At 67.2% G+C, this 24,169-nt stretch carries 22 protein-coding genes; 12 read left to right on the top strand and 10 right to left on the bottom strand.

What is annotated here, in order from left to right; all coding sequences use genetic code 11:
• Positions 1-121: 121 nt before the first annotated feature.
• Genes phnE through HMPREF1224_RS18915 form a run of 4 tightly spaced genes read right to left on the bottom strand, consistent with a single transcriptional unit; the run spans position 122 to position 3,373 of the window.
• Complete coding sequence (gene phnE / locus HMPREF1224_RS18930; RefSeq protein WP_003091685.1) at positions 122-892, bottom strand: phosphonate ABC transporter, permease protein PhnE; 771 nt, start codon at positions 890-892, stop codon at positions 122-124.
• Entirely contained in the window at positions 889-1,722 is an 834-nt protein-coding gene (locus HMPREF1224_RS18925) for a PhnE/PtxC family ABC transporter permease (protein ID WP_003113153.1), read from the bottom strand. Before HMPREF1224_RS18925 ends, phnE begins: the two co-directional genes overlap by 4 nt.
• The gene (locus HMPREF1224_RS18920; protein ID WP_003119655.1) at positions 1,716-2,519 is read right to left on the bottom strand and encodes a phosphonate ABC transporter ATP-binding protein; all 804 of its coding nucleotides are present in this window, start codon (positions 2,517-2,519) and stop codon (positions 1,716-1,718) included. The genes HMPREF1224_RS18925 and HMPREF1224_RS18920 overlap by 7 nt, the downstream gene beginning before the upstream one ends.
• Positions 2,516-3,373 carry a putative selenate ABC transporter substrate-binding protein gene (locus HMPREF1224_RS18915; protein WP_003113155.1) on the bottom strand — a complete coding sequence of 286 codons (858 nt, stop codon included), beginning with the start codon at positions 3,371-3,373 and terminating at the stop codon, positions 2,516-2,518. The genes HMPREF1224_RS18920 and HMPREF1224_RS18915 overlap by 4 nt, the downstream gene beginning before the upstream one ends.
• Before the next feature lie 148 nt (positions 3,374-3,521).
• Between HMPREF1224_RS18915 and HMPREF1224_RS18910 the strand changes: the two genes are divergently transcribed.
• Positions 3,522-4,412 carry an NAD(P)-dependent oxidoreductase gene (locus HMPREF1224_RS18910; RefSeq protein ID WP_003113156.1) on the top strand — a complete coding sequence of 297 codons (891 nt, stop codon included), beginning with the start codon at positions 3,522-3,524 and terminating at the stop codon, positions 4,410-4,412.
• Between the two features lie 3 nt (positions 4,413-4,415).
• Here the strand turns inward: HMPREF1224_RS18910 and HMPREF1224_RS18905 are convergent, their stop codons facing one another.
• Positions 4,416-6,596: a putative bifunctional diguanylate cyclase/phosphodiesterase gene (locus tag HMPREF1224_RS18905; protein ID WP_010793250.1), complete on the bottom strand. Its 2,181-nt coding sequence runs from the start codon at positions 6,594-6,596 to the stop codon at positions 4,416-4,418.
• A gap of 326 nt (positions 6,597-6,922) precedes the next feature.
• Between HMPREF1224_RS18905 and HMPREF1224_RS18900 the strand changes: the two genes are divergently transcribed.
• Positions 6,923-8,578: a phosphoethanolamine transferase gene (locus HMPREF1224_RS18900; RefSeq protein ID WP_003091675.1), complete on the top strand. Its 1,656-nt coding sequence runs from the start codon at positions 6,923-6,925 to the stop codon at positions 8,576-8,578.
• 69 nt (positions 8,579-8,647) lie between these two features.
• On the opposite strand, the gene HMPREF1224_RS18895 is transcribed toward HMPREF1224_RS18900, so the two are convergent.
• Both HMPREF1224_RS18895 and rapA read right to left on the bottom strand, forming a co-directional pair.
• A complete protein-coding gene (locus HMPREF1224_RS18895) occupies positions 8,648-9,103 on the bottom strand; it encodes a universal stress protein (RefSeq protein ID WP_003091672.1) in 456 nt (151 codons plus the stop codon).
• A gap of 282 nt (positions 9,104-9,385) precedes the next feature.
• A complete protein-coding gene (gene rapA, locus HMPREF1224_RS18890) occupies positions 9,386-12,238 on the bottom strand; it encodes an RNA polymerase-associated protein RapA (RefSeq protein ID WP_371106236.1) in 2,853 nt (950 codons plus the stop codon).
• A 234-nt stretch (positions 12,239-12,472) separates the two neighbouring features.
• On the opposite strand from rapA, the gene HMPREF1224_RS18885 reads away from it, so the two are divergent.
• From HMPREF1224_RS18885 to HMPREF1224_RS18860, 7 genes are all read left to right on the top strand, one after another.
• Complete coding sequence (locus tag HMPREF1224_RS18885; protein ID WP_003091664.1) at positions 12,473-12,781, top strand: hypothetical protein; 309 nt, start codon at positions 12,473-12,475, stop codon at positions 12,779-12,781.
• Positions 12,782-12,834: 53 nt separating this feature from the next.
• On the top strand, positions 12,835-13,437 hold the full coding sequence (locus tag HMPREF1224_RS18880; RefSeq protein ID WP_003115462.1) for an alpha-ketoglutarate-dependent dioxygenase AlkB family protein: 603 nt from the start codon (positions 12,835-12,837) through the stop codon (positions 13,435-13,437).
• A complete protein-coding gene (locus tag HMPREF1224_RS45585) occupies positions 13,434-13,595 on the top strand; it encodes a hypothetical protein (protein ID WP_003091659.1) in 162 nt (53 codons plus the stop codon). The genes HMPREF1224_RS18880 and HMPREF1224_RS45585 overlap by 4 nt, the downstream gene beginning before the upstream one ends.
• Before the next feature lie 248 nt (positions 13,596-13,843).
• Positions 13,844-13,957, top strand: a complete 114-nt coding sequence (gene ccoM, locus HMPREF1224_RS46095) for a cytochrome c oxidase subunit CcoM (protein ID WP_003091657.1) — start codon at positions 13,844-13,846, stop codon at positions 13,955-13,957.
• Between the two features lie 208 nt (positions 13,958-14,165).
• A complete protein-coding gene (locus HMPREF1224_RS18870; protein WP_003113160.1) occupies positions 14,166-16,160 on the top strand; it encodes an FUSC family protein in 1,995 nt (664 codons plus the stop codon).
• Positions 16,147-16,350, top strand: a complete 204-nt coding sequence (locus HMPREF1224_RS18865; protein ID WP_003091655.1) for a DUF1656 domain-containing protein — start codon at positions 16,147-16,149, stop codon at positions 16,348-16,350. The genes HMPREF1224_RS18870 and HMPREF1224_RS18865 overlap by 14 nt, the downstream gene beginning before the upstream one ends.
• Before the next feature lie 26 nt (positions 16,351-16,376).
• Positions 16,377-17,234 carry an efflux RND transporter periplasmic adaptor subunit gene (locus tag HMPREF1224_RS18860; protein WP_003091654.1) on the top strand — a complete coding sequence of 286 codons (858 nt, stop codon included), beginning with the start codon at positions 16,377-16,379 and terminating at the stop codon, positions 17,232-17,234.
• Here HMPREF1224_RS18860 and HMPREF1224_RS18855 read toward each other — a convergent pair.
• The 3 genes from HMPREF1224_RS18855 to HMPREF1224_RS18845 form a co-directional block, all read right to left on the bottom strand.
• Positions 17,215-18,390, bottom strand: a complete 1,176-nt coding sequence (locus HMPREF1224_RS18855; RefSeq protein ID WP_003117592.1) for an MFS transporter — start codon at positions 18,388-18,390, stop codon at positions 17,215-17,217. The two genes, HMPREF1224_RS18860 and HMPREF1224_RS18855, sit on opposite strands and share 20 nt — an antisense overlap.
• A gap of 150 nt (positions 18,391-18,540) precedes the next feature.
• Complete coding sequence (locus HMPREF1224_RS18850; RefSeq protein WP_003091647.1) at positions 18,541-19,011, bottom strand: MaoC family dehydratase; 471 nt, start codon at positions 19,009-19,011, stop codon at positions 18,541-18,543.
• On the bottom strand, positions 19,008-19,958 hold the full coding sequence (locus HMPREF1224_RS18845) for an alpha/beta hydrolase (protein WP_003115465.1): 951 nt from the start codon (positions 19,956-19,958) through the stop codon (positions 19,008-19,010). The genes HMPREF1224_RS18850 and HMPREF1224_RS18845 overlap by 4 nt, the downstream gene beginning before the upstream one ends.
• A 246-nt stretch (positions 19,959-20,204) precedes the next feature.
• Between HMPREF1224_RS18845 and fadD2 the strand changes: the two genes are divergently transcribed.
• The 3 genes from fadD2 (at position 20,205) to HMPREF1224_RS18830 (ending at position 24,146) form a co-directional block, all read left to right on the top strand.
• The gene (fadD2, locus tag HMPREF1224_RS18840) at positions 20,205-21,893 is read left to right on the top strand and encodes a long-chain-fatty-acid--CoA ligase FadD2 (RefSeq protein WP_003091644.1); all 1,689 of its coding nucleotides are present in this window, start codon (positions 20,205-20,207) and stop codon (positions 21,891-21,893) included.
• A 234-nt stretch (positions 21,894-22,127) separates the two neighbouring features.
• Positions 22,128-23,816 carry a long-chain-fatty-acid--CoA ligase FadD1 gene (gene fadD1, locus HMPREF1224_RS18835; protein WP_003091643.1) on the top strand — a complete coding sequence of 563 codons (1,689 nt, stop codon included), beginning with the start codon at positions 22,128-22,130 and terminating at the stop codon, positions 23,814-23,816.
• Positions 23,817-23,936: 120 nt separating this feature from the next.
• On the top strand, positions 23,937-24,146 hold the full coding sequence (locus HMPREF1224_RS18830; RefSeq protein WP_003105496.1) for a hypothetical protein: 210 nt from the start codon (positions 23,937-23,939) through the stop codon (positions 24,144-24,146).
• The last annotated feature ends 23 nt before the right edge of the window (positions 24,147-24,169 follow it).

Below are 24,169 nucleotides of genomic sequence, written 5' to 3'. Positions count from 1 at the left end.
TTCCTTCCTCTCCCTGGACACCTGGAGGCGGGGTGCCTCCCTGATGGCTCCGAGCACCGATGATGCCCGATCTTCGGCGGGCTTCGTAAATTTCCTCGAACGGGCGCGGCGGCGCGTTTTCCTATTGGCTGACCCAGCGCTGCCGCGCCCAGGCGCTCAGGCTGTCGACCCCGAGCACCAGGACCAGCATGGCCAGGATCACCGTGGCGGCCTGGGCCTGCTGGAACAGGCTCAGGCTGAAATAGAGCATCTGCCCGAGCCCGCCGGCACCGACGAAGCCGAGCACGCTGGCCATGCGGATATTGTTCTCCCAGCGGTACAGGGTATAGGCCACCAGTTGCGGCCAGACCCCCGGCAGGGTGCCATAGGCGAATGCCGCGAGGCGTCCGCTGCCGGCCAGGCGCAAGGCCTCGGCGGGCTGCGCCGGGGTGTTCTCCAGGGCTTCGGCGAACAGCCGGCCGAGCACGCCGCCGGTGTGCAGCGCCAGGGCGAGGGTCCCGGCGTTCGGCCCGAGCCCGGCCGCCAGCACCATCAGCGCGCCCCAGACCAGCTCCGGCACCGCGCGCAGCGCATTGAGCAGGAGTCGCGCCAGGCTCTGCGCCGGCACGCCGAAGCGACCTGCCGCCGGCAGCGCGAAGAGCAGGCCGAGCAGCGCCGCCAGCAGGGTGCCGATGGCCGACATGGCCAGGGTTTCCAGCAGCCCCCGGCCAATCGCCCGCAGGTGCGGAGCGGACAGGTCGGGCGGGAAGAACTCGCTGGCGTAGGCGGCCATCTGGCCCAGTCCCTTGCCGCTGAAAAGACCTGCGGTGTCCATGTCCAGATAGGCGAACGAGGCGCCCACCGCGGCCACTACCAGCAGCGGCCAGAGCAGCAGGCGCCAGGTCCGGCTCATGCCAGCCTCCCGCGCAGGAAGCGGCTCAGCAGGTCGGCGAGGAGGACCAGCAGGAGGAAGGTCAGCAGGATGCTGGCAACCTCGCCGCCGGCGAACATCCGCAGCGACAGGTCGATCTGCTGGCCGAGGCCGCCGGCGCCGACGAAGCCCATCACCACCGAAGCACGGATCGCGCACTCCCAGCGATAGACAGTGTAGGAAATCATTTCCCCGGCGGCGTTCGGCAGCACCCCGTAGGCGAACGCCGCCAGCCGCGATCCGCCGCCCAGCAGCAGGGCGCGGGTGGGGCGCGGATCCACCGACTCGAAGATTTCCGCGTAGACCTTGCCGAGCATGCCGGCATAGGTGATGGCGATGGCCAACACCCCGGCGGTGGGGCCCAGGCCCACGGCGCGGACGAACAGCAGCGCCCAGACGATTTCCGGCACGCTGCGCAGGAGGATCAGCAGGCCGCGCACCGGCCAGCGCAGTGCCCGTGCCCACCAGGCCGGCAGGCCGCCGCGCGGCAGTGCCGAGAGCGACAGGGCGCGGGTCGCCAGCAGTGCGGCGGGAAACGCCAGGAGCCAGGCCAGGGCCATGCCGGCGGTGGCGATGGCGAGGGTTTCCAGGGTGGCGCGGCCGAGCAGGGCGAGGAACCCGGGATCGTGTGCCGGCGGCCAGAAGCCGGCGAGGAAACCGCCCATGGTGCGCGCGTTGTCGCCGCTGAACAGGCCGGGGATATCCAGTTCGCTGAGGCGCAGCCCCGGCCAGAGCAGCAGCAACGCGGCCAGGGTCAGCAGCAGGCGCGGCAGGGCGGCGGGGTCGCGCGGCGGAGAAGCGGCGTTCAGCATCGTGGGATGTGCACCACGGCGGGTTCGCCGGCCGGGCTGGCGCGCTCGGCCTGCAGTTGTTCGTTGGCGTAGAGGGCGTCCAGCGCGGCGCGGTCGACTTCGCCGGCGGGCAGGTCGAAGGCGATGCGTCCGGCGCGCAGCCCGATCACCCGGGGGAAGTGTTGCAGCGCCAGGTCCACCGCGTGCAGGCTGGCCAGCAGGGTGCTGCCGCGCGCGGCGGCCTCGCGGTTGAGCAGGGCCAGGGTATGGCCGGCGAGCACCGGGTCCATGGCCGAGACCGGTTCGTCGGCGAGGATCAGCTCGGCGCGCTGGTAGAGCACCCGGGCGATGCCGACCCGCTGCAACTGGCCGCCGGAAAGCTGGTCGCAGCGCTGGAACAGCTTGTCGCCGAGATCCAGGCGTTGCAGTGCGTCGTGGGCGCCGGCGCGGTCCAGCGGATAGACCAGGCTGACCAGGCTCTTCCATAGCGGCCACTGGCCGAGGCGCCCGGCCAGTACCGCGCTGACCACCCGCTGCCGTGGCGGCAGCGGTGGTGCCTGGTGGACCAGGCCGATGCGCGCGCGCAGGCGTTGGCGGGCGGCGGCGGATAGCGCCCAGGGCTCCTCGCCGAGCAGTTCGACACGGCCGGCGCTGGGCCGCCATTGGCTGGCGAGCACCCGCAGCAGGCTGGTCTTGCCGGCGCCGGAAGGTCCGATCAGGGCTACCCGTTCGCCAGCGGCCAGGCGCAGGCGGATGTCGGCAAGGGCGCGTTGGCCGTCAGCGTGGACCAGGTCCACGCCGTCGAGGCTCAGGCTCACTTCAGCAGGCCGGCGGCGCGTGCGGACTCCTCGATGCCCTTGTAGTTGTCCGGATTGGTCTCGATGAAGCGGCTGGCGGCCTGCAGGTCGAGGATCTCCTTGTCGGCCGGTTTCGCCGGGTCGAGGGCGAGGAAGGCCTGCTTGATCTTCTCGGCCAGGGCCGGGTCGAGGTTGCCGCGCACGGTCCAGTTGTAGTCGTAGTAGGTCGGCGTGGTGGCGAAGACCTTGACCTTGGCGGTATCGACCTTGCCGCTGTCCACCAGCTTCTGCCAGACCGAGGCGTTCAGCACGCCGGCGTCGACCTTGCCGGCCTGGACCCAGGCTACGGTGGCGTCGTGGGCGCCGGAGTAGGCGACGCGGGAGAAGAACTGCTCGGGGACGATGCCGTCCTTCTGCATGAAGTAGCGCGGCATCAGGCTGCCCGAGGTGGAGGAGACCGAGCCGAAGGCGAAGGTCTTGCCCTTCAGGTCCTGCAGGGATTTCACCTGGGGATCGGCCGTGATGAATTTGCTGGTGAACTGCTGGTCCTGCTCGCGCTGCACCAGGGGAATGGCGTTGCCGGTCTTCAGCCGCGCCTGGACGAAGGTGAAGCCGCCCAGCCAGGCCATGTCCAGGCGGTCGGCGGCCAGCGCCTCGACCACCCCGGCGTAGTCGGCCACCGGGACGAACTTCACCGGCATGCCGAGTTGCTTCTCCAGATAGGCGCCGAGCGGCTTGAATTTGCGCAGTAGCTCGGTGGGCGCCTCGTCGGGGATCGCCGAGACCTTGAGTTCTTTCAGGGTTTCGGCGTGGGCGAGCGCGGCGGACAGGGACAGGGCGATGCCGGCGGCGAGCGCCAGGGAGCGTTTCAACATGGGAGAGTTCTCCGGTTCAATGGCGGAAAAAACCCGGGGAGTATAGTGGTGCGCGGCCCGCTTGGGCAGCCGTAGCGGCGTTGCTCGCCGGCGCCTCGCGGGTAATATGGCGCTCCCCGTGCCCATTCGCTGCGTATTGGAGTCCGCCATGTCCGCTTCCCTGCCTTCCCTTGCCTTCGCCGGTCTCGGCCTGATGGGCGTGCCCATGTGCCGCCGGCTGCTGGCCGCCGGCTATCCGCTGGCGGTGTGGAACCGTTCGCCGGGCAAACGCGAGTTGCTCGCGGCCGAGGGCGCGAAAGCCGTCGAGGTCCCGGCCGAACTGGCCGCCGACGCGGAAATCCTGATGCTTTGCCTGGCCGATACCGCGGCGGTGCGTGAAGTGGTGTTCGGCGCCGGCGGCATCGTCGAGAACGCCAGGCCCGGGCAGTTGCTGGTGGATTTCTCCAGCGCCGAGCCGGCCGCCACCCGCGAGATGGCCGCCGAGCTGGAGGCGCGCTGCGGCGTGCGCTGGGTCGACGCGCCGGTCTCCGGCGGCACGCCGGGCGCGGAAAGCGGCAGCCTGGCGATCATGGCTGGCGGACGCGCAGCGGATATCGAACGCCTGCGGCCGGTCCTCTCCCGGCTTGGCCAGCGCCTGACGCGCATGGGCGAGGTGGGCGCCGGGCAGGTGACCAAGGTCTGCAACCAGATGATCGTTGCCTGCAACGCCCTGGTGATCGCCGAAGTGGTGGCGCTGGCGGAGCGGGCCGGGGTCGACGCCAGCCTGGTCGCTCCGGCGCTGGCGGGCGGCTTCGCCGACTCGAAGCCGTTGCAGATCCTCGCCCCGCAAATGGCCGAGAGCCGTTACGAACCGGTCAAGTGGCACGTACGGACCCTGCTCAAGGATCTCGATACCGCGGTGAAGCTGTCCCGCGAGCAAGGCGCGGCCACCCCGATGAGCGGGTTGGCCGCGCAGTTGATGCGTCTGCACGGCAGCCAGGGCTATCTCGAACGCGATCCGGCGACCCTGGTGGAGCAATACCGGACCGCCGTCGAGTGAACCTCAGGCCTGGTTCAGGCTGCGCAGCGGCGGCGCGGCGTCGAAGCGGTAGGCGCGGAGGAACTCTTCCAGGGCCGCCAGCGGCAGCGGCCGGCTGAACAGGTAGCCCTGCACCAGCTCGCAATGGTTCTCCCGCAGGAACGCCAGTTGCTGCGGAGTCTCCACGCCCTCGGCGACTACTTTCAGATGGAGCTTCTGGGCCATCGCGATGATCGCCTGGGCGATTTCCATGTCCCGCTGCGAGGCGGGGATGTCCATGATGAACGAGCGATCCACCTTCAGCGCGTCCAGCGGCAGGCGCCGCAGGTAGGCGAGCGACGAATAGCCGGTGCCGAAGTCGTCGATCGACAGGCTGACGCCCAGCTCGCGGAGGCGTTCGAGCAGCGGGATGGTCTGGTCGATGTTGTACATCAGCGCGTCCTCGGTCACCTCCAGTTCGAGGAAGCACGCCGCCAGCCCGGCCTGCTCCAGCGCATGACGGACTTCGTCGACCAGGCTGGCCCGGCCGAGATTGCTGGCGCAGCAGTTGACCGCCACCCGCAGCCGTTCGTGGCCGGCCAGGTGCAGGCTGCGCAGGTCGCGGCAGGCGCGTCGCAGCACCCAGTCGTCGAGCTGGTCGATCATGCCGTTGGCTTCGGCCAGGCCGATGAAGCGGTCCGGACCGAGCAGGCCCTGGGTCGGATGGCGCCAGCGCACCAATGCCTCCAACTGGTGTACCTCGCCGTCGTCGAGGGCGAGGATCGGCTGGTAGTGCAGCTCCAGTTGGTCGTCGCGCAGGGCCTGGCGCAGTTCCTCCTCCATCTGCAGTTCCTGGGTCGCCCGCACCAGCAGTTGCCGGCTGAAGAACTGCGCGTTGTTGCGCCCGCAGGCCTTGGACTGGTGCAGGGCCAGGCCGGCGTTCTTCAGCAGCTCCTCGCACTGCTCGCCGTCGTTCGGGTAGAGGCTGACGCCGACGCTGGCGGTCATCACCAGGGTGCGCCCGTCCAGGGCGATGGGTTCCTTCATCTTCTGCATCAGGCGTTGCGAGAGGATGTGCGCCTCGTGGTCCTGGGTGAGGTCGGCGAGCACGCAGAACTCGTCGCCGGCGAAGCGCGCCACCACGTCGCTATCGCGCAACACGCTGCGGATGCGTTCGGAGACGATCTTCAGCAGTTGGTCGCCAGAGTCGTGGCCGAGGGAATCGTTGATCCGCTTGAAGTGATCGAGGTCGAGGAACATCACCGCCAGGCCCTTGCCTCTCAGGCGACAATTCTCCAGGTGCTGGACGAACACTTCGTTGAATGCCGTGCGGTTCTGCAGGCCGGTCAGGCTGTCGTAGCGAGCCATCTGGCGCAGCGAGGCGTGGGCGTGGTCGAGCTGGTTGAGCAGGGCGTTGACCCGGCTGTTTTCGCTGAGCCGGCGCTCCCGTTGTTTCTCCGACCATGCGGCCCAGATGCCGCAGGCGGCGATGGCGCTGGCGAGCACTCCGGTGAGCCAGCCCAGGCGCAGCGAGTCGGCGCTGGCTTGCAGTTCCAGCGGCGTGCCGGCGGGTACGCTGAGCACCAGCGCGGCCATCCCGGTGAAATGCATGGCGGCGATGGCGCCGGCCAGCAGCAGGCTGGCGATCAGTTTCATGTAGCGGTAGCGCGCGCTGCGCCGGCCGCGCAGGTAGGGGACCGCGGCGAGGGCGGTGAAGGCGGCGCCGATGGCGATCAGTACCGAAAGGGCGAACAGCGATGGCTGGTAGTACTGGGTGGCCACCGAGCGCATCGCCGCCATCCCGGTGTAGTGCATGGCAGCGATGCCCAGGCCGATGCAGCAGGCGGCGAGCAGGCAGGGCAGCAGGCCGAAGCGCGGGCGGGCGGTCATGTACATCGCCAGGTACGAGGCGGCGACGGCGATCAGCAGCGACAGGCCGGTGATCGGCAGGTCGTAGCGCAGGGCGATCGGCGCGTGGAACGCGAGCATGGCGACGAAATGCGTGGCCCAGATGCCGCTGCCCAGGCAGAACGCCCCGATCCATTGCCAGAGGCGCGGGTGGCTCAGGCTGTTGCCGACCCGCTCGACCATGTCCAGTGCCGTGTACCCGGCGAGGCAGGCGACGAGGAAGGCGAGCGCCACCAGCGACGGCGAATAGGTGCAGTTCTGCAGCACGTAGCCGTCGATGGGAGACTCTCCGAGGAAGCGCAGGCCTTGCCAATCCATAGCGGTGTCTCCCTGGACACGGAAAACCCGCGGACGGCGCGGGTGCGGGCTGGGGGTGGCATTGTGCTTCCAGTATAGATAGCGGGAGCCACCTGCAAGGTCGGCATGGAAGGAAGTCGCTGGCCGCCGACATACGGCCGGTTTCGGCATTTTCCCGGGGAGAAAAGGCATAGCTGAGCTTGTTCCGGCTCCATCGCCACGGGCATGATCGCTGCGCCCGCGAGGGCTCGCGAGGCTTCACGAAATTTTGACCAGGCGCCCGATAGAGTTCGGGCGCCCCGCCACGGGGGGTGGCGGCGGTCCGTTACGTTTCAGGAGTTGCTTCAATGGGTGGGGGTATCAAGCGTTTCTTGCCGGCTATCGGTTCGACCCGGCTGGTGATGCTGTTCGCGCTGGTTCTGGTGGTGTTCTACAACGCGGCGACCTGGAAGGCCCTGCATGGCCTGGTGCCGCTGCAAGGCTTGAAGGGCTTCGCGTTCTTCGCCTCGTTCGCGGCGTTCCTGTGGGCCGCCTTCACGCTCCTGCTGACCCTGGTTTCCTTCCGCCCGCTGCTCAAGCCGGCCTTGACCCTGGTCGCCCTGTGCTCGGCCGGCGCGACCTACTTCATGGGCAGCTACGGCATCAGCATCGACACGGTGATGGTGCAGAACGTCTTCGAGACCAACGCCACCGAGGCCGGCGACCTGGTCAACCCGACCCTGCTCGGCTATCTGCTGTTGCTCGGTGTCCTGCCTTCGCTGCTGATCTGGCTCTGGCCGGTACGCTACCGGCCGTTCTTCCGCGGCCTGCTGAACAAGATCCTGACGCTGCTCGGCTGCCTGCTGATCGTCGCGGTAATGGTAGGCAGCTTCTATTCCACCTACGCCCCGATCTTCCGCGAGGAAGACAAGCTGACCCACTTCATCAACCCGACCAACTACATCTACGCGGTGGGCAAGTACGCCAAGCAGCGCCTGGTGATCAAGGAACACCTGGTGGTCGAGCCGATCGGCCTGGACGCCCGCCAGGCGCCGGCTGCGCTGCAGCGACAGAAGAAATCGCTGCTGGTGTTCGTGGTCGGCGAGACCGCCCGTGCCGATCATTTCTCGCTGAACGGCTACGCTCGCGAGACCAACCCGGAGCTGAGCAAGCAGGACATCGTCAACTTCACCCAGGTCCGTTCCTGCGGCACTTCCACCGCGGTCTCGGTGCCCTGCATGTTCTCCCAGTACCCGCGCGAGGACTACAGCGACAAGAAGGCCAAGACCCACGAAGGCCTGCTGGACATTCTCCAGCGTGCCGGCGTGCAGGTGTTGTGGCTGGAGAACAACAGCGACTGCAAGGGCACCTGCCTGCGGGTGCCCAACCGGGACATCCCGAAGACCCAGCCGAGTCCGTTCTGCGACGGCAAGAACTGCCTGGACGAGTCGCTGCTGGTAGGCCTGCAGGAGTACATCGACGGGCTGCAGGACGACGCCATCATCGTCCTGCACTCCGATGGCAGCCACGGTCCCGAGTACTACGAGCGCTACCCGAAGGAGATGGAGCGCTTCCAGCCGGTATGCCGGACCAACCAGCTCGGCAGTTGCAGCAAGGAAGAGCTGGTGAACGTCTACGACAACACCATCCTCTATACCGACCACTTCCTGACGAAGGTGATCGAATTGCTCAAGCGGAATGCCGACAAGCGCGATACGGCGATGATCTACGTGTCCGACCACGGCGAGTCGCTGGGCGAGAATGGCGTCTACCTGCACGCGGCGCCTTATTCGATCGCGCCCCAGGCGCAGATCCACGTGCCGATGGTCATGTGGTTCGCCCCGCAGGCGCTGGGCAACTGGGGCATCCAGCGCAGTTGCCTGGACGGCAAGCGCGACGACAAGGACCTGAGCCACGACAACCTGTTCCACTCGGTGCTCGGCCTGCTGGACGTACAGACTTCGCTGTACCAGCCGGCGCTGGACATCTTCGCCAGTTGCCGCGCGCCCAGGGCAGCCCAGTGAGCGACGGGGGCTGAAAGAAAAAAGGCCGTGGAGGATTCCCCCCCACGGCCTTTTTCGTCGGCTTTCGCCTTATTTGTCGCGGACCAGCAGGACCGGACGCGAAGCCACGCGGATCAGGCCTTCCGCCACGCTGCCGAGCATCAGGCGGCGCATGCCGCGACGACCATGGGTGCCCATGACCACCACGTCGGCATCGCTGGCCTGGGCCTCGAGTTCGATGCGCTCGGCGATTTCCTCGCTGGCGCGCTCCTGGCAGACGCGATCGAAGGTGGCGCCTTCGACGTTGCTCGCCTCGACCTTCTCGCGGGCCTTGGCCAGGACGTCATCGGCGGCTTTCAGCGCGGCTTCGCGCAGCGGCTCGGGGTTGTAGTACACCGCGTAGTCGGGAAGGTGGCGCAGCGGGCTGTCGACGATGGTGATGACGCGCAGCTTGCCGCCGCTGAGGCCGGCCAGCTTGATGGCCTCTTCCAGGGCGCGGTCGGAGACCGGGCTGCCGTCCACGGCTACCAGAATGCGATCGTACATAAGGTGTCCCTCCAGAGTGAGTGTCCGCCCGCCGGGCGTTCTTGAAACTTCAAGGACACTGTAGACCCTCGCGGCCGGCGGACCTTTGCCGGAGGTCAATAAGTCGCAGGGCGATCGTCGCGATTCCGCTGCGACGCCTGGCTCGCGGCCCGGCGGGGGCCGGGGAACGGGGCGAACGGTCGCCGCGCGGCCATTCGCCGTTGTGGCCTTCGCTGGAAATGAAATGAAAGAAGCCATGGGGGATGCCCATGGCTTCTCGTTTCGCGCAGCCGTTGCCGGGCGTCAGCCGGCGACCAGGATGCGGATCGCCTCGAGGCGCAGGGAGGCCTTGTCGAGCAGGGCCAGGCCTTCCTCGCGCTGGGTGCGCAGGCTGTCCAGCTCGCTGTCGCGGACGCTCGGGTTGACCGCCTTGAGCGCGGTCAGGCGCGCCAGTTCCTCGTCCATGGCGGCGGCGAACTGCTGCTTGGCCCTGGCCACGCGTTCCTCGTGGCGCGGGACGATCTTGCCCTCGGCCACGTCGAACTGCTTGGCCAGCACATCGCGCTGGGCCTGGACGAACTTGTTGGCGCTGACCCGTGGCACGCTTTCCAACTGGTCGTTGAGGGTTTCCAGGGATACCCGGCCGGCCAGGTCGTTGCCGTTGGCGTCGAGCAGGCAGCGCAGGGCCTGCGGCGGCAGCCAGCGGCCGAGCTGGAGGGCGCGCGGTGCCACGGCCTCGCTGACGAACAGGAGTTCGAGCAGCACGGTGCCGGGCTTCAGCGCCTTGTTCTTGATCAGCGCCACCGAGGTGTTGCCCATCGAGCCGGACAGCACCAGGTCCATGCCGCCCTGAACCATCGGATGTTCCCAGGTGAGGAACTGCATGTCCTCGCGGGCCAGCGCCTGGGCACGGTCGTAGGTGATGGTCACGCCTTCGTCGTCGCCGAGGGGGAAGCCGGCGTCGAGCATCTTCTCGCTTGGCTTGAGGATCAGGGCATTTTCCGAATGGTCTTCGCTGTGGATGCCGTAGGCGTCGAACAGGCGCTCCATGTAGATCGGCAGGGCGAAGTCGTCGTCCTGTTCCTCGATGGCCTCCACCAGCGCCTCGCCTTCGCCGGCGCCGCCGGAGTTCAGCTCGAGCAGGCGGTCGCGACCGCTGTGCAGCTCCGCTTCGAGGGCTTCGCGACGGGCGCGGCCTTCGGCGAGCAGCGCGTCCCAGGCCTTGTCCTCGCCGCCGTCGAGCAGCGGCAGCAGGCGCGGGCCGAACTCGTGTTGCAGGGCGTTGCCGGTGGGGCAGGTATTGAGGAAGGCGTTCAGCGCCTGGTGGTACCACTGGAACAGGCGCTGCTGGGCGCTGTTCTCCAGGTGCGGTACGTGCAACTGGATGGTGTGTCGCTGGCCGATCCGGTCGAGGCGGCCGATGCGCTGCTCGAGCAGGTCCGGGTGGGCCGGCAGGTCGAACAGCACCAAGTGGTGGGCGAACTGGAAGTTGCGGCCTTCGCTGCCGATTTCCGAGCAGATCAGCACCTGGGCGCCGAACTCTTCGTCGGCGAAGTAGGCGGCGGCGCGGTCGCGCTCGAGAATGCTCATGCCTTCGTGGAACACCGTGGCGGAGATGCCCGAACGCAGGCGCAGGGCGTCTTCCAGGTCGAGGGCCGTCTCGGCGTGGGCACAGATGACCAGGACCTTGAACTGCTTGAGCATCTTCAGGGTATCGATCAGCCACTCGACGCGCGGGTCGAAGCGCCACCAGCGGTTGTTGTCGTCGCCGTCTTCCCACTGCTGCTGGAAATTCACTTCCGGATACAGGTCCGGGTGTTCGCCGGCCGGCAATTCCTCGTACTGGCTCGGCATCGGCAACGGATAGGCGTGCAGTTCGCGCTGGGGGAAGCCCTGCACGGCGGCACGGGTGTTGCGGAACAGCACGCGACCGGTGCCGTGGCGGTCGAGCAGCTCGCGGACCAGGCGCGAGCGAGCTTCTTCATCGCCGCCCTCGACGCCGGCCAGCAGCTCGTCGCCCTCGCTGCCGAGGAAGCCGTGGATGGCCTTGCGCGCGCCGGCGGAAAGACTGCCGTGGTCGAGCAGTTCCTGCACCGCTTCGGCGACCGGGCGATATTGCTCGCTCTCCCGGCGGAACGCTTCGAGGTCGTGGAAACGATTCGGATCGAGCAGGCGCAGGCGCGCGAAGTGGCTGTCCTGGCCGAGTTGCTCCGGGGTCGCGGTGAGCAACAGGACGCCGGGAATGATCTCCGCCAGTTGCTCGACCAGCGCGTATTCGGCGCTGACCTGGTCCTGGTGCCAGACCAGGTGGTGGGCTTCGTCGACCACCAGCAGGTCCCAGCCGGCGGCGAACAGGGCGTCCTGGGCGCGTTCGTCTTCCTTCAGCCACTCCAGGGCGACCAGGGCCAACTGGGTGTCCTCGAAGGGATTGCTGGCATCGCTTTCGGCGAAGCGCTCCTTGTCGAACAGGGCCACCTGCAGGTTGAAGCGCCGGCGCATCTCCACCAACCACTGGTGCTGGATGTTTTCCGGGACCAGGATCAGCACCCGCCCGGCGCGGCCGGAGAGCAACTGGCGATGGATGATCAGGCCGGCCTCGATGGTCTTGCCCAGGCCCACTTCGTCGGCCAGCAGGACGCGCGGCGCCATGCGGTCGGCGACTTCGCGGGCGATGTGCAACTGGTGGGCGATCGGCTGGGCGCGGGCGCCGCCGAGGCCCCAGAGCGAGGACTGGAGCAGTTGGCTGCGGCGTTCGAGAGTGTGGTAGCGCAGGGAGAACCAGGGCAGGGGATCGATCTGTCCGGCGAACAGACGGTCGCTGGCGAGGCGGAACTGGATGAAGTTGGAGAGCTGGGTTTCCGGCAGGGTGCGCTGCTCGTTCTGCGCGGTGAGGCCGTGGTACACCAATAGGCCTTCGCTTTCCTCGACCTCGCGGACGGTCATCTTCCAGCCTTCGAAGTGCGTCACTTCATCGCCGGGGGCGAAGCGCACGCGGGTCAGCGGCGCATTGCGCAAGGCGTATTGGCGGGTATCGCCGGTCGCCGGATAGAGCACGGTGAGCAGGCGGCCATCCTGGGCCAGGATGGTCCCCAGGCCCAATTCCGCTTCACTGTCGCTGATCCAGCGTTGCCCCGGTTGATACTGCGCCATGTCCACCTCCCAAAAAGCCGGGTATGGTACCGCAACGCGTGGCGTTGAGCGACGCTTGGCGATGGATTGCGTGTTGCGCCACGGCTTCGTCGGAGAGCCGTCCGTCGGTACGGGAGCGACCGCCTGGCGGCTGGTTCTCAAGTCGAGCGGCGGGTCGACCGATAACCCTTGTAGAAGAACGCCGCAAACCGGCACGCTGCGAGAACCCATGACGCGGCACTACCCAGAGAGGTTGCCTGCATGCTTCCGCCGATCCCCCAGGGCCTGATCCCGGTCACCGTCCAGCAGGACCCGCCCAAGCCCCGTCCGGCCACGCCGCCGGTCGCGCCGACCCAGGCTGGCGCGGGCAGCGATGGCGTCGCCTTGCGCCAGGAGCGCGACGAGGAAAGCTGGCTGGAAGAGGAATACCGCCGTCGCCAGCGCCGCCAGGGCGGCGAGGCGCACGCGCGGAGCGACGAGGGGGACGAGGCGCCGGCTGACGAGGCGGGGGAGAGCGCCCAGGCGGACGAGCTGCCGCGCAAGGGACAATTGATCGACATCGAAGTGTAACCCTGGTTTTCCAGGCTTCAGCAGCGGCCTTGCGGCGTAGTAACCTGCGGCCCATGGACCTGTTCGCCGACGCACCCCTGACCCTGCCGGACGCCGACCTGCGCTATCTCCCGCATTGGCTGGATGCGCCGCTGGCGAGCGCCTGGCTGTTGCGCCTGGAACAGGAAACGCCCTGGGAACAGCCGATCCTGCGCATCCATGGCGAGGAGCATCCGACCCCGCGCCTGGTGGCCTGGTACGGCGACCCTGACGCCGCCTACCGTTATTCCGGCCAGGTCCACCGGCCGCTGCCATGGACCGCGTTGCTCGGCGAGATCCGCGAGCGCGTGGAGCGCGAGGTCGGCCAGCGGGTCAACGGCGTGCTGCTGAACTACTACCGCGACGGCCAGGACTCCATGGGCTGGCACAGCGACGACGAGCCAGAGCTGCGCCGCGATCCGCTGGTCGCCTCGCTCAGTCTCGGCGGCAGCCGCCGCTTCGACCTGCGGCGCAAGGGCCAGACCCGCATCGCCCACTCTCTGGAACTGACCCATGGCAGCCTGCTGGTCATGCGCGGCGCAACCCAGCATCATTGGCAACATCAGGTGGCGAAGACCCGCCGCTCCTGCATGCCCCGTTTGAACCTGACCTTCCGCCTGGTGTACCCCCAGCCATGAACGACGACGACAAGGTGATCGACCTCAGCGCCGAGCGCGACAAGCGCATCCACGACGTGCACGAGAAGCGCCTGCAGGAGGTCCGCAAGGCCTTCGAACAGGTGTTGCCGCTGGGCAAGCCGCGGAAGAAGCCGAAAGGCAAGCCGAAGAAGCGCTGAAGCCTCCGCCGCCGCGTTCGCCGGCGGCGCATTCCTGCGGGCAACGTGCGGCGATCGGGCAGGTTTTTCCCGGTTATCTGCGGCGTCCGACCGCATTCTCCCTCCTGCGAAACTTGACCTGGGTCAGTGTCATGCACCTGGCCGAAAAAGCCCGTCCGGGCGATTGATCCAGGTCAATATTGCGCCGCCGCGCCTCGCTAATCTGAGCCCATCGAGCAACACCCAACCGGCAACTGGAGGCCATCAACATGTTCATCGACGAAGTGGTTCTCGCAGGGATTCTTACAGTAGGCCTCATGGTCGCTTTCTTCGGTGGGGTCGGTTACTTCATCTGGAAGGATTCCCATAGCCGCAAAGGCTGATCCTCCCGGATACACAGAGCACGCAAGGCACTTAGGGCGACTTCGGTCGCCCGTTTTTTTTGCGCCTGGAAAAACACCGGCGCAGCGATCGGGATACTACGAATGTCGCTGGACGATATTGTTAGCAGCCTAATAATATAGGCTGCACATATCGCCTCGGCGTTCGCCGGCTATCTATGCTGATGTAGACCCCGTTTCGGAAGACCCTGTGCCCATTCACTGGAAGCCGTTCCTGGCACCCTCGACGCTGGCGCTCAAGTTCGCCATCAAGACGCTCCTGGCCGGCGGCCTGGCGTTGTGGTGCGCCTTTCGCTTCGACCTGGAGCAGCCGCAATGGGCGCTGATGACCGTGCTGATCGTGTCCCAGCCGTTGTCCGGCATGGTGGTGGCGAAGGGCTTGTTCCGCCTGCTCGGCACCCTGGTCGGCACCGCGATGTCGGTGTTGATGATCGCGCTGTTCGCCCAGGCGCCCTGGTTGTTCCTGCTGGCCATCTCGCTCTGGCTGGGGCTCTGCACGGCGGCCTCGACCTCCCTGCGCAACCACGTTTCCTATGCCTTCGTACTTTCCGGCTATACGGTGGCGATCATTGGCCTGCCGGCGGTGGACCAGCCGCTGCTGGTCTTCGAGCAGGCGGTGGCGCGTTGTACCGAGATCTGCCTGGGGATCATCTGCGCCTCGGCGGTCAGTGCGATCCTCTGGCCGCAGCGGGTCGAGCAGAACCTCGACAAGCAGGCCCACGCCACCTGGCTGCTGGGCATGCAGGCCGCGCGCGGCGAGATCGACCCGCGCCAGCGGCAGCCGCAGGGGCTGCTCAACGCGCTGAGCAAGATCGTCGAGGTCGATGCGCAGCGCGACCATGCCTGGTTCGAAGGCGAGCGCGGGCGGCGCCGGGCCGGCGCCCTGGCGTTGCTCTCGCGCGACCTGCTCAGCCTGTTGCGCACCGCGCGCGGCGTGGCCCGGCAACGGGCGCGGCTGAGCGAAGAGGAAGAGCGCCGGGTGGAGCGCTGGCTGGCCGCGCTGGCCAGCGCCCTGGAAGGAACCGATCCGGCGTCGATGCAGGCGCTGCGCGAGGAGTTGGCGCAGGTCGCGGTCGAGCCGCAGTGGAGCAACGACCAGCGGTACCTGCTGACCCGCTGCTCGGTGCTGCTGCTCAAGGCGGTGAATGCCGAGAAGGGCATGCGCGCGGTGGCCAGCGGCGAGGTCGAGGGGCGGGTGGGCAGCGCCGGTACCCTGTCCTGGCACCGCGACCTGCAGATGGCGCTGTTCTACGGTACGCGTAGCGCCCTGGCGTTGCTCGGGCTGTCGGTCTACTGGATCTATACCGCGTGGCCGGCGGCGTCCGGCGCGATGCTGCTGGCGGCGGTGGTGTGCAGCCTGTTCGCCAACCGCGACAACGCGGTGGCCATCGGCCTGAGCTTCCTGCGCGGCATCGTCTACGCGATCCCGGCGGCGATGCTGGTCAGCCAGTGGCTGCTGCCGCAGTGGAATGGCTTCCCGCTGCTCTGCCTGGCGATGGGCGTGCCGCTGTTCTTCGCCACCCTGGGCATGGCCGTACCGGTCACCGCCGGCACCGCCACCTCGTTCGCGATCCACTTCATCGTCCTGGTCGCGCCGCGCAACCAGATGGACTACAACCTCGCGACCCTGCTGAATTCCGCCCAGGGCGTGCTGATCGGAGTCGGCTTCGCGGTGGTGATCTTCCGCTTGCTGACCTTGCGTCCGGGCTGGCTGACCCGACGCCTGCTGGACGCCACCTGCGTCGATCTCGGCCGCCTCACCCGGCGCCCGCTGGCGCAGGCGGAGAACTGGTTCGGCGGGCGCATGGCCGACCGCCTGTTGCGCCTGGCGCGGCACGCCAACCTGTTGCCGGAGCAGGAGCGGCGGCGTTGGGACGATGGCCTCCTGGCGCTCGACCTGGGTAACGAACTGATCCACCTGCGGGCCTGCCTGGAAGGCGCCCGTGGCGTCCTGCGCAAGGCGCGCGACCGCTTCCTCGGGGAACTGGGCGAACTGCTTGAGGCCGGTCCCGCGGGTCCGCGCAGTGACCGCCTGGAGCGGATCAGCCTGCCGTTGCGCGAAGCCCTGGAGCGTGACGCTCGCCACGACGACGAAGCCAGCCGCCTGGCGCGCGCGGCCCTGGCGCAACTGCTGTTCACCTGGCAGCAGTGGTGCCATCAGGAGGAAAGCCATGAGTCTGCATGAATCGGCCTGGGGCGGCGTCTACCTCAGCCCGCTGTTCGTCTATGCCCTGCTGGCGCTGGCGGCCACCGCCGCGCTGCGGGTGCTGATCCAGAAAACGCCGTTGCGTCGCTGGGTCTGGCACGAGGCGCTGTTCGACTGCGCCCTGTTCATTTTGATGTTGAGTGGCATTACCTGGGCGGCTACGACCTGAATCGTCGCCCCGAGAAGGAGATTCGCATGCGTGCATCGCTTCGCGTCGTCGTCACCCTGCTGGTGGTCGCTGCCGCTGTCCTCGCCGGCATCTGGCTCTGGCGCTACTACATGCTCTCGCCCTGGACCCGCGATGCCCGGGTGCGGGCCGACGTGGTGGTGGTGGCGCCGGACGTGTCCGGCTGGGTGACCGACCTGGAGGTCAAGGACAACCAGGTGGTCAAGGTCGGCGACGTGCTGATGCGCATCGACCAGGAACGCTACCAGGCCAACCTGGAGCAGGCCCGCGCCGTCGCCGAGACCCGTCACCAGCAATACCTGTTGCGCCAGAACGAGGCGGCCCGGCGCAGCCGCCTGGGCATCGGCGCGATCAGCGCCGAGGACAAGGAAAACGCCCAGATCAATGCCGCCATCGCTCGCAGCGAGTACCAGGAGGCGCTGGCCCAGGTGAAGATCGCCGAACTCAACCTCAAGCGCAGCGAGCTGCGCGCCGCGCGCAACGGCCAGGTGACCAACCTGCGCCTGGCCCAGGGCAACTACGCCACGGCGGGCCAGGCGGTGATGGCGTTGGTCGACCAGCAGTCCTTCTATGTGGTCGCCTACTTCGAGGAAACCAAGCTGCCCGGCATCCGCGTCGGCATGCGCGCCCAGGTCCGCCTGATGAGCGGCGATCAGCCGATCGACGGCACGGTGGAGAGCATCAGCAGCGGTATCACCGACCGCAACTCGACGCCGGACGGCCAGTTGCTGGCCAATGTCGAGCCGACCTTCAACTGGGTGCGCCTGGCGCAGCGCATTCCGGTGCGCATCCGCCTCGACCAGGTGCCGGCGGATGTCCACCTGAGCGCCGGGATGACCGCCAGCGTCACCGTGCAGGGGGACTGAACGGCAGCGCTTGCGTGGCGCCATCCAGCGTGCTGGCGCCAAGCGCGCAGGCCAGCGCCGCCAGCACCAGGGCGAGGCCGACCCAGGGCGTCGCGGCGACTCCCAGTGCCGCCACCACCAGGCCGCCCAGCGCCGCGCCGAGGCCCACGCCCAGGTGCATGGCCGAGGTGTTCAGGGCGACGCCGGCGGAACCGCTGGCCGGATCGCTGCGCAGCAGGAAGCTCTGCACCACCGGCGAGATCATCCAGCTGATCGCGCTCCAGACCATCAGTACCGGCAGGAACCCGATGCTGCCCAGGCTCAGCGGCACCGCCGCCAGCGCCAGGGCGAAGGCCGCCGGCACCAGACGCAGGGCGCGCCGGTGGCCGAGGCGGTCGGCCAGCCAGCCGCCGATATAGCCGCCGCTCAGCGCTGCCAGGCCGATCAGCAGGAGGATCAGGCTGATCTCGCTGGGCGAGCGAATACCGGCCATGCTCGCCAGGTACGGGGTGAAATAGGCGAACAGGGTGAAGTGCCCGCCGAGCAACAGGATCGATACCAGTTGCGCGAGCCACAGCGCGGGCTGGCGCAACTGCCGCAGGTAGCCTTCGCGGCCGGGCAGGTCGCCGGCCTGGCGTTGCGGCAGGTAGCGCCAGAGCAGCAGGCACAAGGGCAGCGAATAGACCGCGATGCCGGCGAAGATCCAGCGCCAGCCGAACCAGTCGCTGATCTGTACGCCCAGTGGCACGCCGAACACCAGCGAACCGCTGATGCCCATGAAGATCAGGCCGATCGCCCGGCCGCGCTGGGCCGGGGCGGCCAGCTCGGCGGCGAGCAGGCTGGCGAGGACGATCAGCAGCCCGCAACAGGCCGACATTCCCAGGCGAGCCAGGAGCAGGCCGAGATAGCCCGGAGCGAGGGCGGCGAGCGCGTTGCTGAGGGCGAACAGCAGCAGGGTCGCCAGCAGCAGGCGGCGGCGTTCGATGCGCCGGGTCAGCCAGCCGAGCAGCGGTGCGGCGAGGGCGAAGCCGAGGGAGAACAGGGTGGTGAGCTGGCCGGCCAGGCTGATGGAGACCCGCAGGTCTTCGGCCAGGGGCGGCAGGATGCCGATCAGGATGCTTTCCGCCAGGCCGGCGGCGAAGGTGGTCAGGGATAGCAACAGCAAGCGAAGGTCCATGGCGGCTCCGATTCCCGGTAAGGGGTTTCGGGCGGTGGAGTGCCTTCGGTTATCCCTGATGATTGAGGTAAGACAGCGGACAGGGTAGAGCAGCGCGCGGCGGCCCGGCAAGTCCGCCGGGCCGGATGGCCCGACGGTAGGGAAAGCCGCTCAGCCGATGCTGATCGGCGGCAGTTCGGCCAGCTCGACGCTGAGCTTCTCTTCCGGCGCCATGATCTCCGCTTCGCCGTCGACCACCTGCTTGCCTGCCTGGTTGAACACCCGCGTGGCCATGCGCACGCGGTTCTTCGGCAGCTTCTCGAGGACTTCCAGTTCGACCTTCAGGTCGTCGCCGAGCTTGACCGGACGGGTGAAGCGCAGGGTCTGGCCGAGATAGATGGTGCCTGGGCCGGGCAGCACGGTGGCGATCGCCGCGCTGATCAGGGCGCCGCTGAGCATGCCGTGGGCGATGCGTTCCTTGAACTGGGTGGTGGCCGCGTAGGCGGCGTCCAGATGCACCGGGTTGCGGTCGCCGGAGACTGCGGCGAACAACTGCAGGTCGCGCTCGGCGATGCTGCTGGTGTACTCGGCCTTTTGCCCGACCTCTAGCTCGGCGTAGGGAATGTTCTGGACCTGGCTCATGTTCTCTCCTTTGTCGAATGATCCCGGCGGTGGCGCAGGGCCTGTTCCAGCCAGTCGATCAGGTCTTGGGTGACCGCGTCGCGGTTGCTCTCGTTGAACAGCTCGTGACGGGCCTCGGGATAGGTCTTCAGGGTCACCTGGCGCAGCCCGGCACCGCGCAGGGCGTCGGCCAGGTCGCCCAGGCGCTTGCCCTGGCTGACCGGGTCGCGTTCGCCGCCGATGATCAGCAGCGGCAGGTCGGCATCGATCTGCCGCAGGTGGGTGGGCGGGGTGATATCGGCCAGGCCGCCGAGCAGGTCCACCCACAACTGGTTGCTGCAGCGGAAGCCGCACAGCGGGTCGGCCACGTACCTGTCGACTTCCTGCGGATCGCGACTGAGCCAGTCGAAGGCCGTGCGATTGGGCTTGAACGCCTTGTTGAACGAGCCGAACGAGAGGAAGTCGATCAGCGCGCTCTTGCCCAGCGGCCCCTGGCGCCAGCGCTCGAAGCGGGCGATCAGGCGGGCGATCCGGTAGAGCGCTTGCGGCTGGTAGTTGGAACCGGAAAGGATCGCCCCTTGCAGGCTGCAGCTGTGGTGCAGCAGGTAGGCCATGGAGATGTAGCTGCCCATGCTGTGGCCCAGCAGGAAGATCGGCAGTTCCGGGTGCTGCTGGCGGATATGGTGGTTCAGGCTGGCCAGGTCGCCGACCACCTTGCCCCAGCCGCCCTGGTCGGCGAAGTGGCCCAGCTCGTCGGCTTCGGCGGTCCGGCCGTGGCCGCGCTGGTCGATCGCATAGAAGTGGTAGCCGGCAGCGTTCAGCGCGGCGGCGAGACGCTCGTAGCGACCGGCGTGCTCGGCCATGCCGTGGGACAGCATCACCGCGCCGACGGCCGTTGCGCTCGGCCAGTGGCGGGTGTACAGCGGGGTTTCGTCGCTGGCGGGGAGCCAGTAGGCAGCGGCGGGCATGTTCGTTCCTTGTGCCGGGCGGACGCGTTCCGGCGCATTCTAGCAGCGTACGCGGCTTCGTCCCGGAAAAGCGCCACCCTTGGGCACGGGCCGCTCTGGAATGGCGGGCGGCGAAGAGCGACAGGCTGGAGATTCACACTATCAATAAGGGCAGGAGGAGTATTTGCGCTGTCCGACGCAACTGCTAAGTTGCCCGATGCCCCGCACATGCGGGCCAGACCCGCTCAGGTAAGAGGACAAGAATAAATGCAACCTGAATTCTGGAACGACAAACGCCCGGCCGGCGTACCCGACAGTCTCGACTTCGCCGCCTACCGTTCCGTGGTCGAGGTCTTCGAGCGCTCCTGCAAGAAATTCGCCGACCGCCCGGCCTTCAGCAATCTCGGCGTGACGCTCAGCTACGCCGAACTCGATCGTCTGTCCGCCGCCTTCGCCGCCTACCTGCAGAAACAGACCGATCTCCAGCCCGGCGACCGCATTGCGGTGCAGATGCCCAATGTCCTGCAATATCCCATCGCGGTGTTCGGCGCCTTGCGCGCGGGGCTGGTGGTGGTCAACACCAATCCGCTGTACACCGCCCGCGAAATGCGCCACCAGTTCAAGGACGCCGGCGTGCGTGCGCTGGTCTACCTGAACGTGTTCGGCAAGCTGGTCGAGGAAGTGCTCCCGGATACGCGGATCGAGTACCTGATCGAGGCGCGCATGGGCGACCTGTTGCCGGCGCTGAAGGGTTGGCTGGTGAACAGCGTGGTGAAGTCGGTGAAGAAGATGGTCCCCGATTATCGCTTGCCCCAGGCGCTGCCGTTCAGGCAGGCCTTGAAGCAAGGCCAGGGCCATGCCCTGCAGCCGGTCAGGGTCGGCCTGGAGGATGTCGCCGTGTTGCAGTACACCGGCGGCACCACCGGGGTCTCGAAGGGGGCGATGCTCACCCACGGCAACCTGGTGGCGAACATGCTGCAGGTCCACGCCCAGCTTTCCCAGCTCGGCAAGGATGGCCTGCCGCTGATGAAGGAGGCGCAGGAGGTGATGATCGCGCCGCTGCCGCTCTACCACATCTATGCCTTCACCGCGAACTGCATGTGCATGATGGTCAGCGGCAACCATAACGTGCTGATCACCAACCCGCGCGACATCCCCGGTTTCGTCAAGGAACTGAAGAAGTGGCGTTTCTCCGCGCTGCTCGGCCTCAACACCCTGTTCGTCGCGCTGATGGAGCACCCCGGGTTCAAGGACGTCGATTTCTCCAACCTGAAGCTCACCAACTCCGGCGGCACCGCACTGGTCAGCGCCACCGCCGAGCGCTGGAAGGGCGTCACCGGCTGCACCGTGGTGGAAGGCTATGGCCTCACCGAATGCTCGCCGGTGGTGACCACCAACCCCTACGGCGAGCAGGCACGCCTGGGTACGGTGGGGATACCGGTCGTGGGCACGGCGCTCAAGGTGATCGACGAGCAGGGCAACGAGCTGCCTGTCGGCGAACGTGGCGAACTCTGCGTGAAAGGTCCGCAAGTGATGAAGGGGTACTGGCAGCGTCCCGAGGCCACCGAGGAGATTCTCGATGCCGAAGGCTGGCTGAAGACCGGCGACATCGCGGTGATCGACGAGGACGGCTTCGTGCGCATCGTCGATCGCAAGAAGGACCTGATCCTGGTCTCCGGCTTCAATGTCTACCCCAACGAGATCGAAGACGTGGTAATGGCCCATCCGAAGGTGGCCAGTTGCGCGGCAGTGGGCATTCCCGACGAGAAGTCCGGCGAGGCGGTGAAGCTGTTCGTGGTGGCCCGCGACCCCAGCCTGTCGGTCGAGGAACTCAAGGCCTACTGCAAGGAAAACCTCACCGGATACAAAATTCCGCGACAGATTGTGCTCAAGGATGCATTACCGATGACGCCTGTGGGTAAAATCCTCCGTCGTGAGCTGCGCGAAATCGCCTGATAGCCTTACAAGGCTCTGAAACGGGCATTTGCCGGGGACAGGAAAGACCGTGACCGAGACTAATGTCTCGGTCATTTTTTTGACCGAATAGGTCATGTTTGGTGCTGGTCTGCCTCTGGCAAAGCTGATAATCTCGGCGCGCCTAATAGCCCTGGGTCCAGGGTTAGCGAGCAGATCACAACAAGATGCCGCCATGAGCGGTGAAGATTAGCTGTTGCTTAGGAGTGGGCTTCCATGATCGAAAACTTCTGGAAGGACAAGTACCCAGCGGGTATTGCTGCCGAGATCAATCCCGACCAGTACCCGAACATCCTGTCGGTACTGAAGGAGTCCTGCCAACGTTTTGCCACCAAGCCCGCGTTCACCAACCTGGGCAAGACCCTGACCTACGGCGAGCTGTACAAGCTGTCCGGCGACTTCGCCGCCTACCTGCAGCAGCACACCGATCTCAAGCCCGGCGACCGCATCGCCGTCCAGTTGCCCAACGTCCTGCAATACCCGATCGTGGTCTTCGGCGCCATGCGCGCCGGCCTCATCGTGGTCAACACCAACCCGCTGTACACCGCGCGCGAACTGGAACACCAGTTCAACGACTCCGGCGCCAAGGCGGTGGTCTGCCTGGCCAACATGGCCCACCTGGTCGAGGGCGTACTGCCGAAGACCGGCGTCAAGCAGGTGATCGTCACCGAAGTCGGCGACATCCTGCCGCCGCTGAAGCGCTTCATCGTCAACTTCGTGGTCAAGCACATCAAGAAGATGGTGCCGGCCTACAGCCTGCCGCAAGCCACCAAGCTGACCGACGCGCTGGCCAGGGGCGCCGGCAAGTCGTTCCAGGAAGCCGCGCCGCAGGCCGACGACGTCGCCGTGCTGCAATACACCGGCGGCACCACCGGGGTCGCCAAGGGCGCCATGCTGACCCACCGCAACCTGGTGGCCAACATGTTGCAGTGCAAGGCGCTGATGGGCGCCAACCTCAACGAGGGCTGCGAGATCCTCATCGCGCCGCTGCCGCTGTACCACATCTATGCCTTCACCTTCCATTGCATGGCGATGATGCTCACCGGCAACCACAACATCCTGATCACCAACCCTCGCGACCTGCCGTCGATGCTCAAGGACCTCGGCCAGTGGAAGTTCACCGGCTTCGTCGGCCTGAACACCCTGTTCGTCGCCCTGTGCAACAACGAAACCTTCCGCAAGCTGGACTTCTCCGCGCTGAAGCTGACCCTCTCCGGCGGCATGGCGCTGCAACTGGCCACCGCGGAGCGCTGGAAGGAAGTCACCGGCTGCGCCATCTGCGAAGGCTACGGCATGACCGAGACCGCGCCGGTGGTATCGGTCAACCCGTTCCAGAACATCCAGGTCGGCACCATCGGTATCCCGGTGCCCTCGACCCTGTGCAAGGTGATTGGCGACGACGGCCAGGAAGTGCCCCTGGGCGAGCGCGGCGAACTCTGCGTGAAGGGTCCGCAGGTGATGAAGGGCTACTGGCAGCGCCAGGAGGCCACCGACGAGATCCTCGACGCCGATGGTTGGCTGAAGACCGGCGATATCGCGATCATCCAGGAAGACGGCTACATGCGCATCGTCGACCGGAAGAAGGACATGATCCTGGTCTCCGGCTTCAATGTGTATCCGAACGAACTGGAAGACGTGCTGGCGACCCTGCCGGGCGTCCTGCAGTGCGCCGCGATCGGCATCCCCGACGAGAAGTCCGGCGAGTCGATCAAGGTCTTCGTGGTGGTCAAGCCGGGGGCGACCCTGACCAAGGAACAGGTCATGCAGCACATGCATGACAACCTGACCGGCTACAAGCGGCCGAAGGCCGTGGAGTTCCGCGACAGCCTGCCGACCACCAACGTCGGCAAGATCCTGCGCCGCGAACTGCGCGACGAAGAGCTGAAGAAAGCGGGCCAGAAGTAAGTCCGCCGTTGCCTGAAGAAGCCCCGCCGATGCGGGGCTTCTTCGTTGCAGGCAGTCGGTTGCGGATGAGCGTGCCTGTGCTGGCGTGCCGGCAGCGCATCACCTGCCGGAGGCCCCCCCATGGCCCGCCTCGATCCTGCCCTGGCCGAAGAAATACGCCGTCTGCCGATCAGCCGGCGTCTGGAACTGACCCAGGCATTGCTGCATCGCGCCGGCCCCGAGGTGGAGCGCCAATGGCCGCCAGTGGCCGAGGATCGCCTCGCCGACTGCCGGGCGGGCACCGCCGATGCGCTGCCGCTGGCCGAGATGCTCAAGCGACTGGGGCGCTGAGAGGGCCATCGCCCACCAGCAGC

It is taken from the genome of Pseudomonas sp. P179, assembly GCF_000478485.2.
Taxonomy (GTDB): domain Bacteria; phylum Pseudomonadota; class Gammaproteobacteria; order Pseudomonadales; family Pseudomonadaceae; genus Pseudomonas; species Pseudomonas aeruginosa.
Note: the sequence above shows the minus strand (reverse complement) of the source record. Positions and strands in the feature narration are given on the sequence as shown.

Coding starts and splice junctions, on each gene's coding strand:
- HMPREF1224_RS45585 (WP_003091659.1), top strand. CDS start 13,434: ATGAACGACGACGACAAGGTGATCGACCTCAGCGCCGAGCGCGACAAG.
- HMPREF1224_RS18850 (WP_003091647.1), bottom strand. CDS start 19,011: ATGAGCCAGGTCCAGAACATTCCCTACGCCGAGCTAGAGGTCGGGCAA.
- HMPREF1224_RS18915 (WP_003113155.1), bottom strand. CDS start 3,373: ATGTTGAAACGCTCCCTGGCGCTCGCCGCCGGCATCGCCCTGTCCCTG.
- HMPREF1224_RS18905 (WP_010793250.1), bottom strand. CDS start 6,596: ATGGATTGGCAAGGCCTGCGCTTCCTCGGAGAGTCTCCCATCGACGGC.
- phnE (WP_003091685.1), bottom strand. CDS start 892: ATGAGCCGGACCTGGCGCCTGCTGCTCTGGCCGCTGCTGGTAGTGGCC.
- HMPREF1224_RS18885 (WP_003091664.1), top strand. CDS start 12,473: ATGCTTCCGCCGATCCCCCAGGGCCTGATCCCGGTCACCGTCCAGCAG.
- HMPREF1224_RS18845 (WP_003115465.1), bottom strand. CDS start 19,958: ATGCCCGCCGCTGCCTACTGGCTCCCCGCCAGCGACGAAACCCCGCTG.
- HMPREF1224_RS18860 (WP_003091654.1), top strand. CDS start 16,377: ATGCGTGCATCGCTTCGCGTCGTCGTCACCCTGCTGGTGGTCGCTGCC.
- fadD1 (WP_003091643.1), top strand. CDS start 22,128: ATGATCGAAAACTTCTGGAAGGACAAGTACCCAGCGGGTATTGCTGCC.
- HMPREF1224_RS18855 (WP_003117592.1), bottom strand. CDS start 18,390: ATGGACCTTCGCTTGCTGTTGCTATCCCTGACCACCTTCGCCGCCGGC.
- fadD2 (WP_003091644.1), top strand. CDS start 20,205: ATGCAACCTGAATTCTGGAACGACAAACGCCCGGCCGGCGTACCCGAC.
- HMPREF1224_RS18925 (WP_003113153.1), bottom strand. CDS start 1,722: ATGCTGAACGCCGCTTCTCCGCCGCGCGACCCCGCCGCCCTGCCGCGC.
- ccoM (WP_003091657.1), top strand. CDS start 13,844: ATGTTCATCGACGAAGTGGTTCTCGCAGGGATTCTTACAGTAGGCCTC.
- HMPREF1224_RS18895 (WP_003091672.1), bottom strand. CDS start 9,103: ATGTACGATCGCATTCTGGTAGCCGTGGACGGCAGCCCGGTCTCCGAC.
- HMPREF1224_RS18880 (WP_003115462.1), top strand. CDS start 12,835: ATGGACCTGTTCGCCGACGCACCCCTGACCCTGCCGGACGCCGACCTG.
- HMPREF1224_RS18900 (WP_003091675.1), top strand. CDS start 6,923: ATGGGTGGGGGTATCAAGCGTTTCTTGCCGGCTATCGGTTCGACCCGG.
- HMPREF1224_RS18830 (WP_003105496.1), top strand. CDS start 23,937: ATGGCCCGCCTCGATCCTGCCCTGGCCGAAGAAATACGCCGTCTGCCG.
- HMPREF1224_RS18865 (WP_003091655.1), top strand. CDS start 16,147: ATGAGTCTGCATGAATCGGCCTGGGGCGGCGTCTACCTCAGCCCGCTG.
- HMPREF1224_RS18910 (WP_003113156.1), top strand. CDS start 3,522: ATGTCCGCTTCCCTGCCTTCCCTTGCCTTCGCCGGTCTCGGCCTGATG.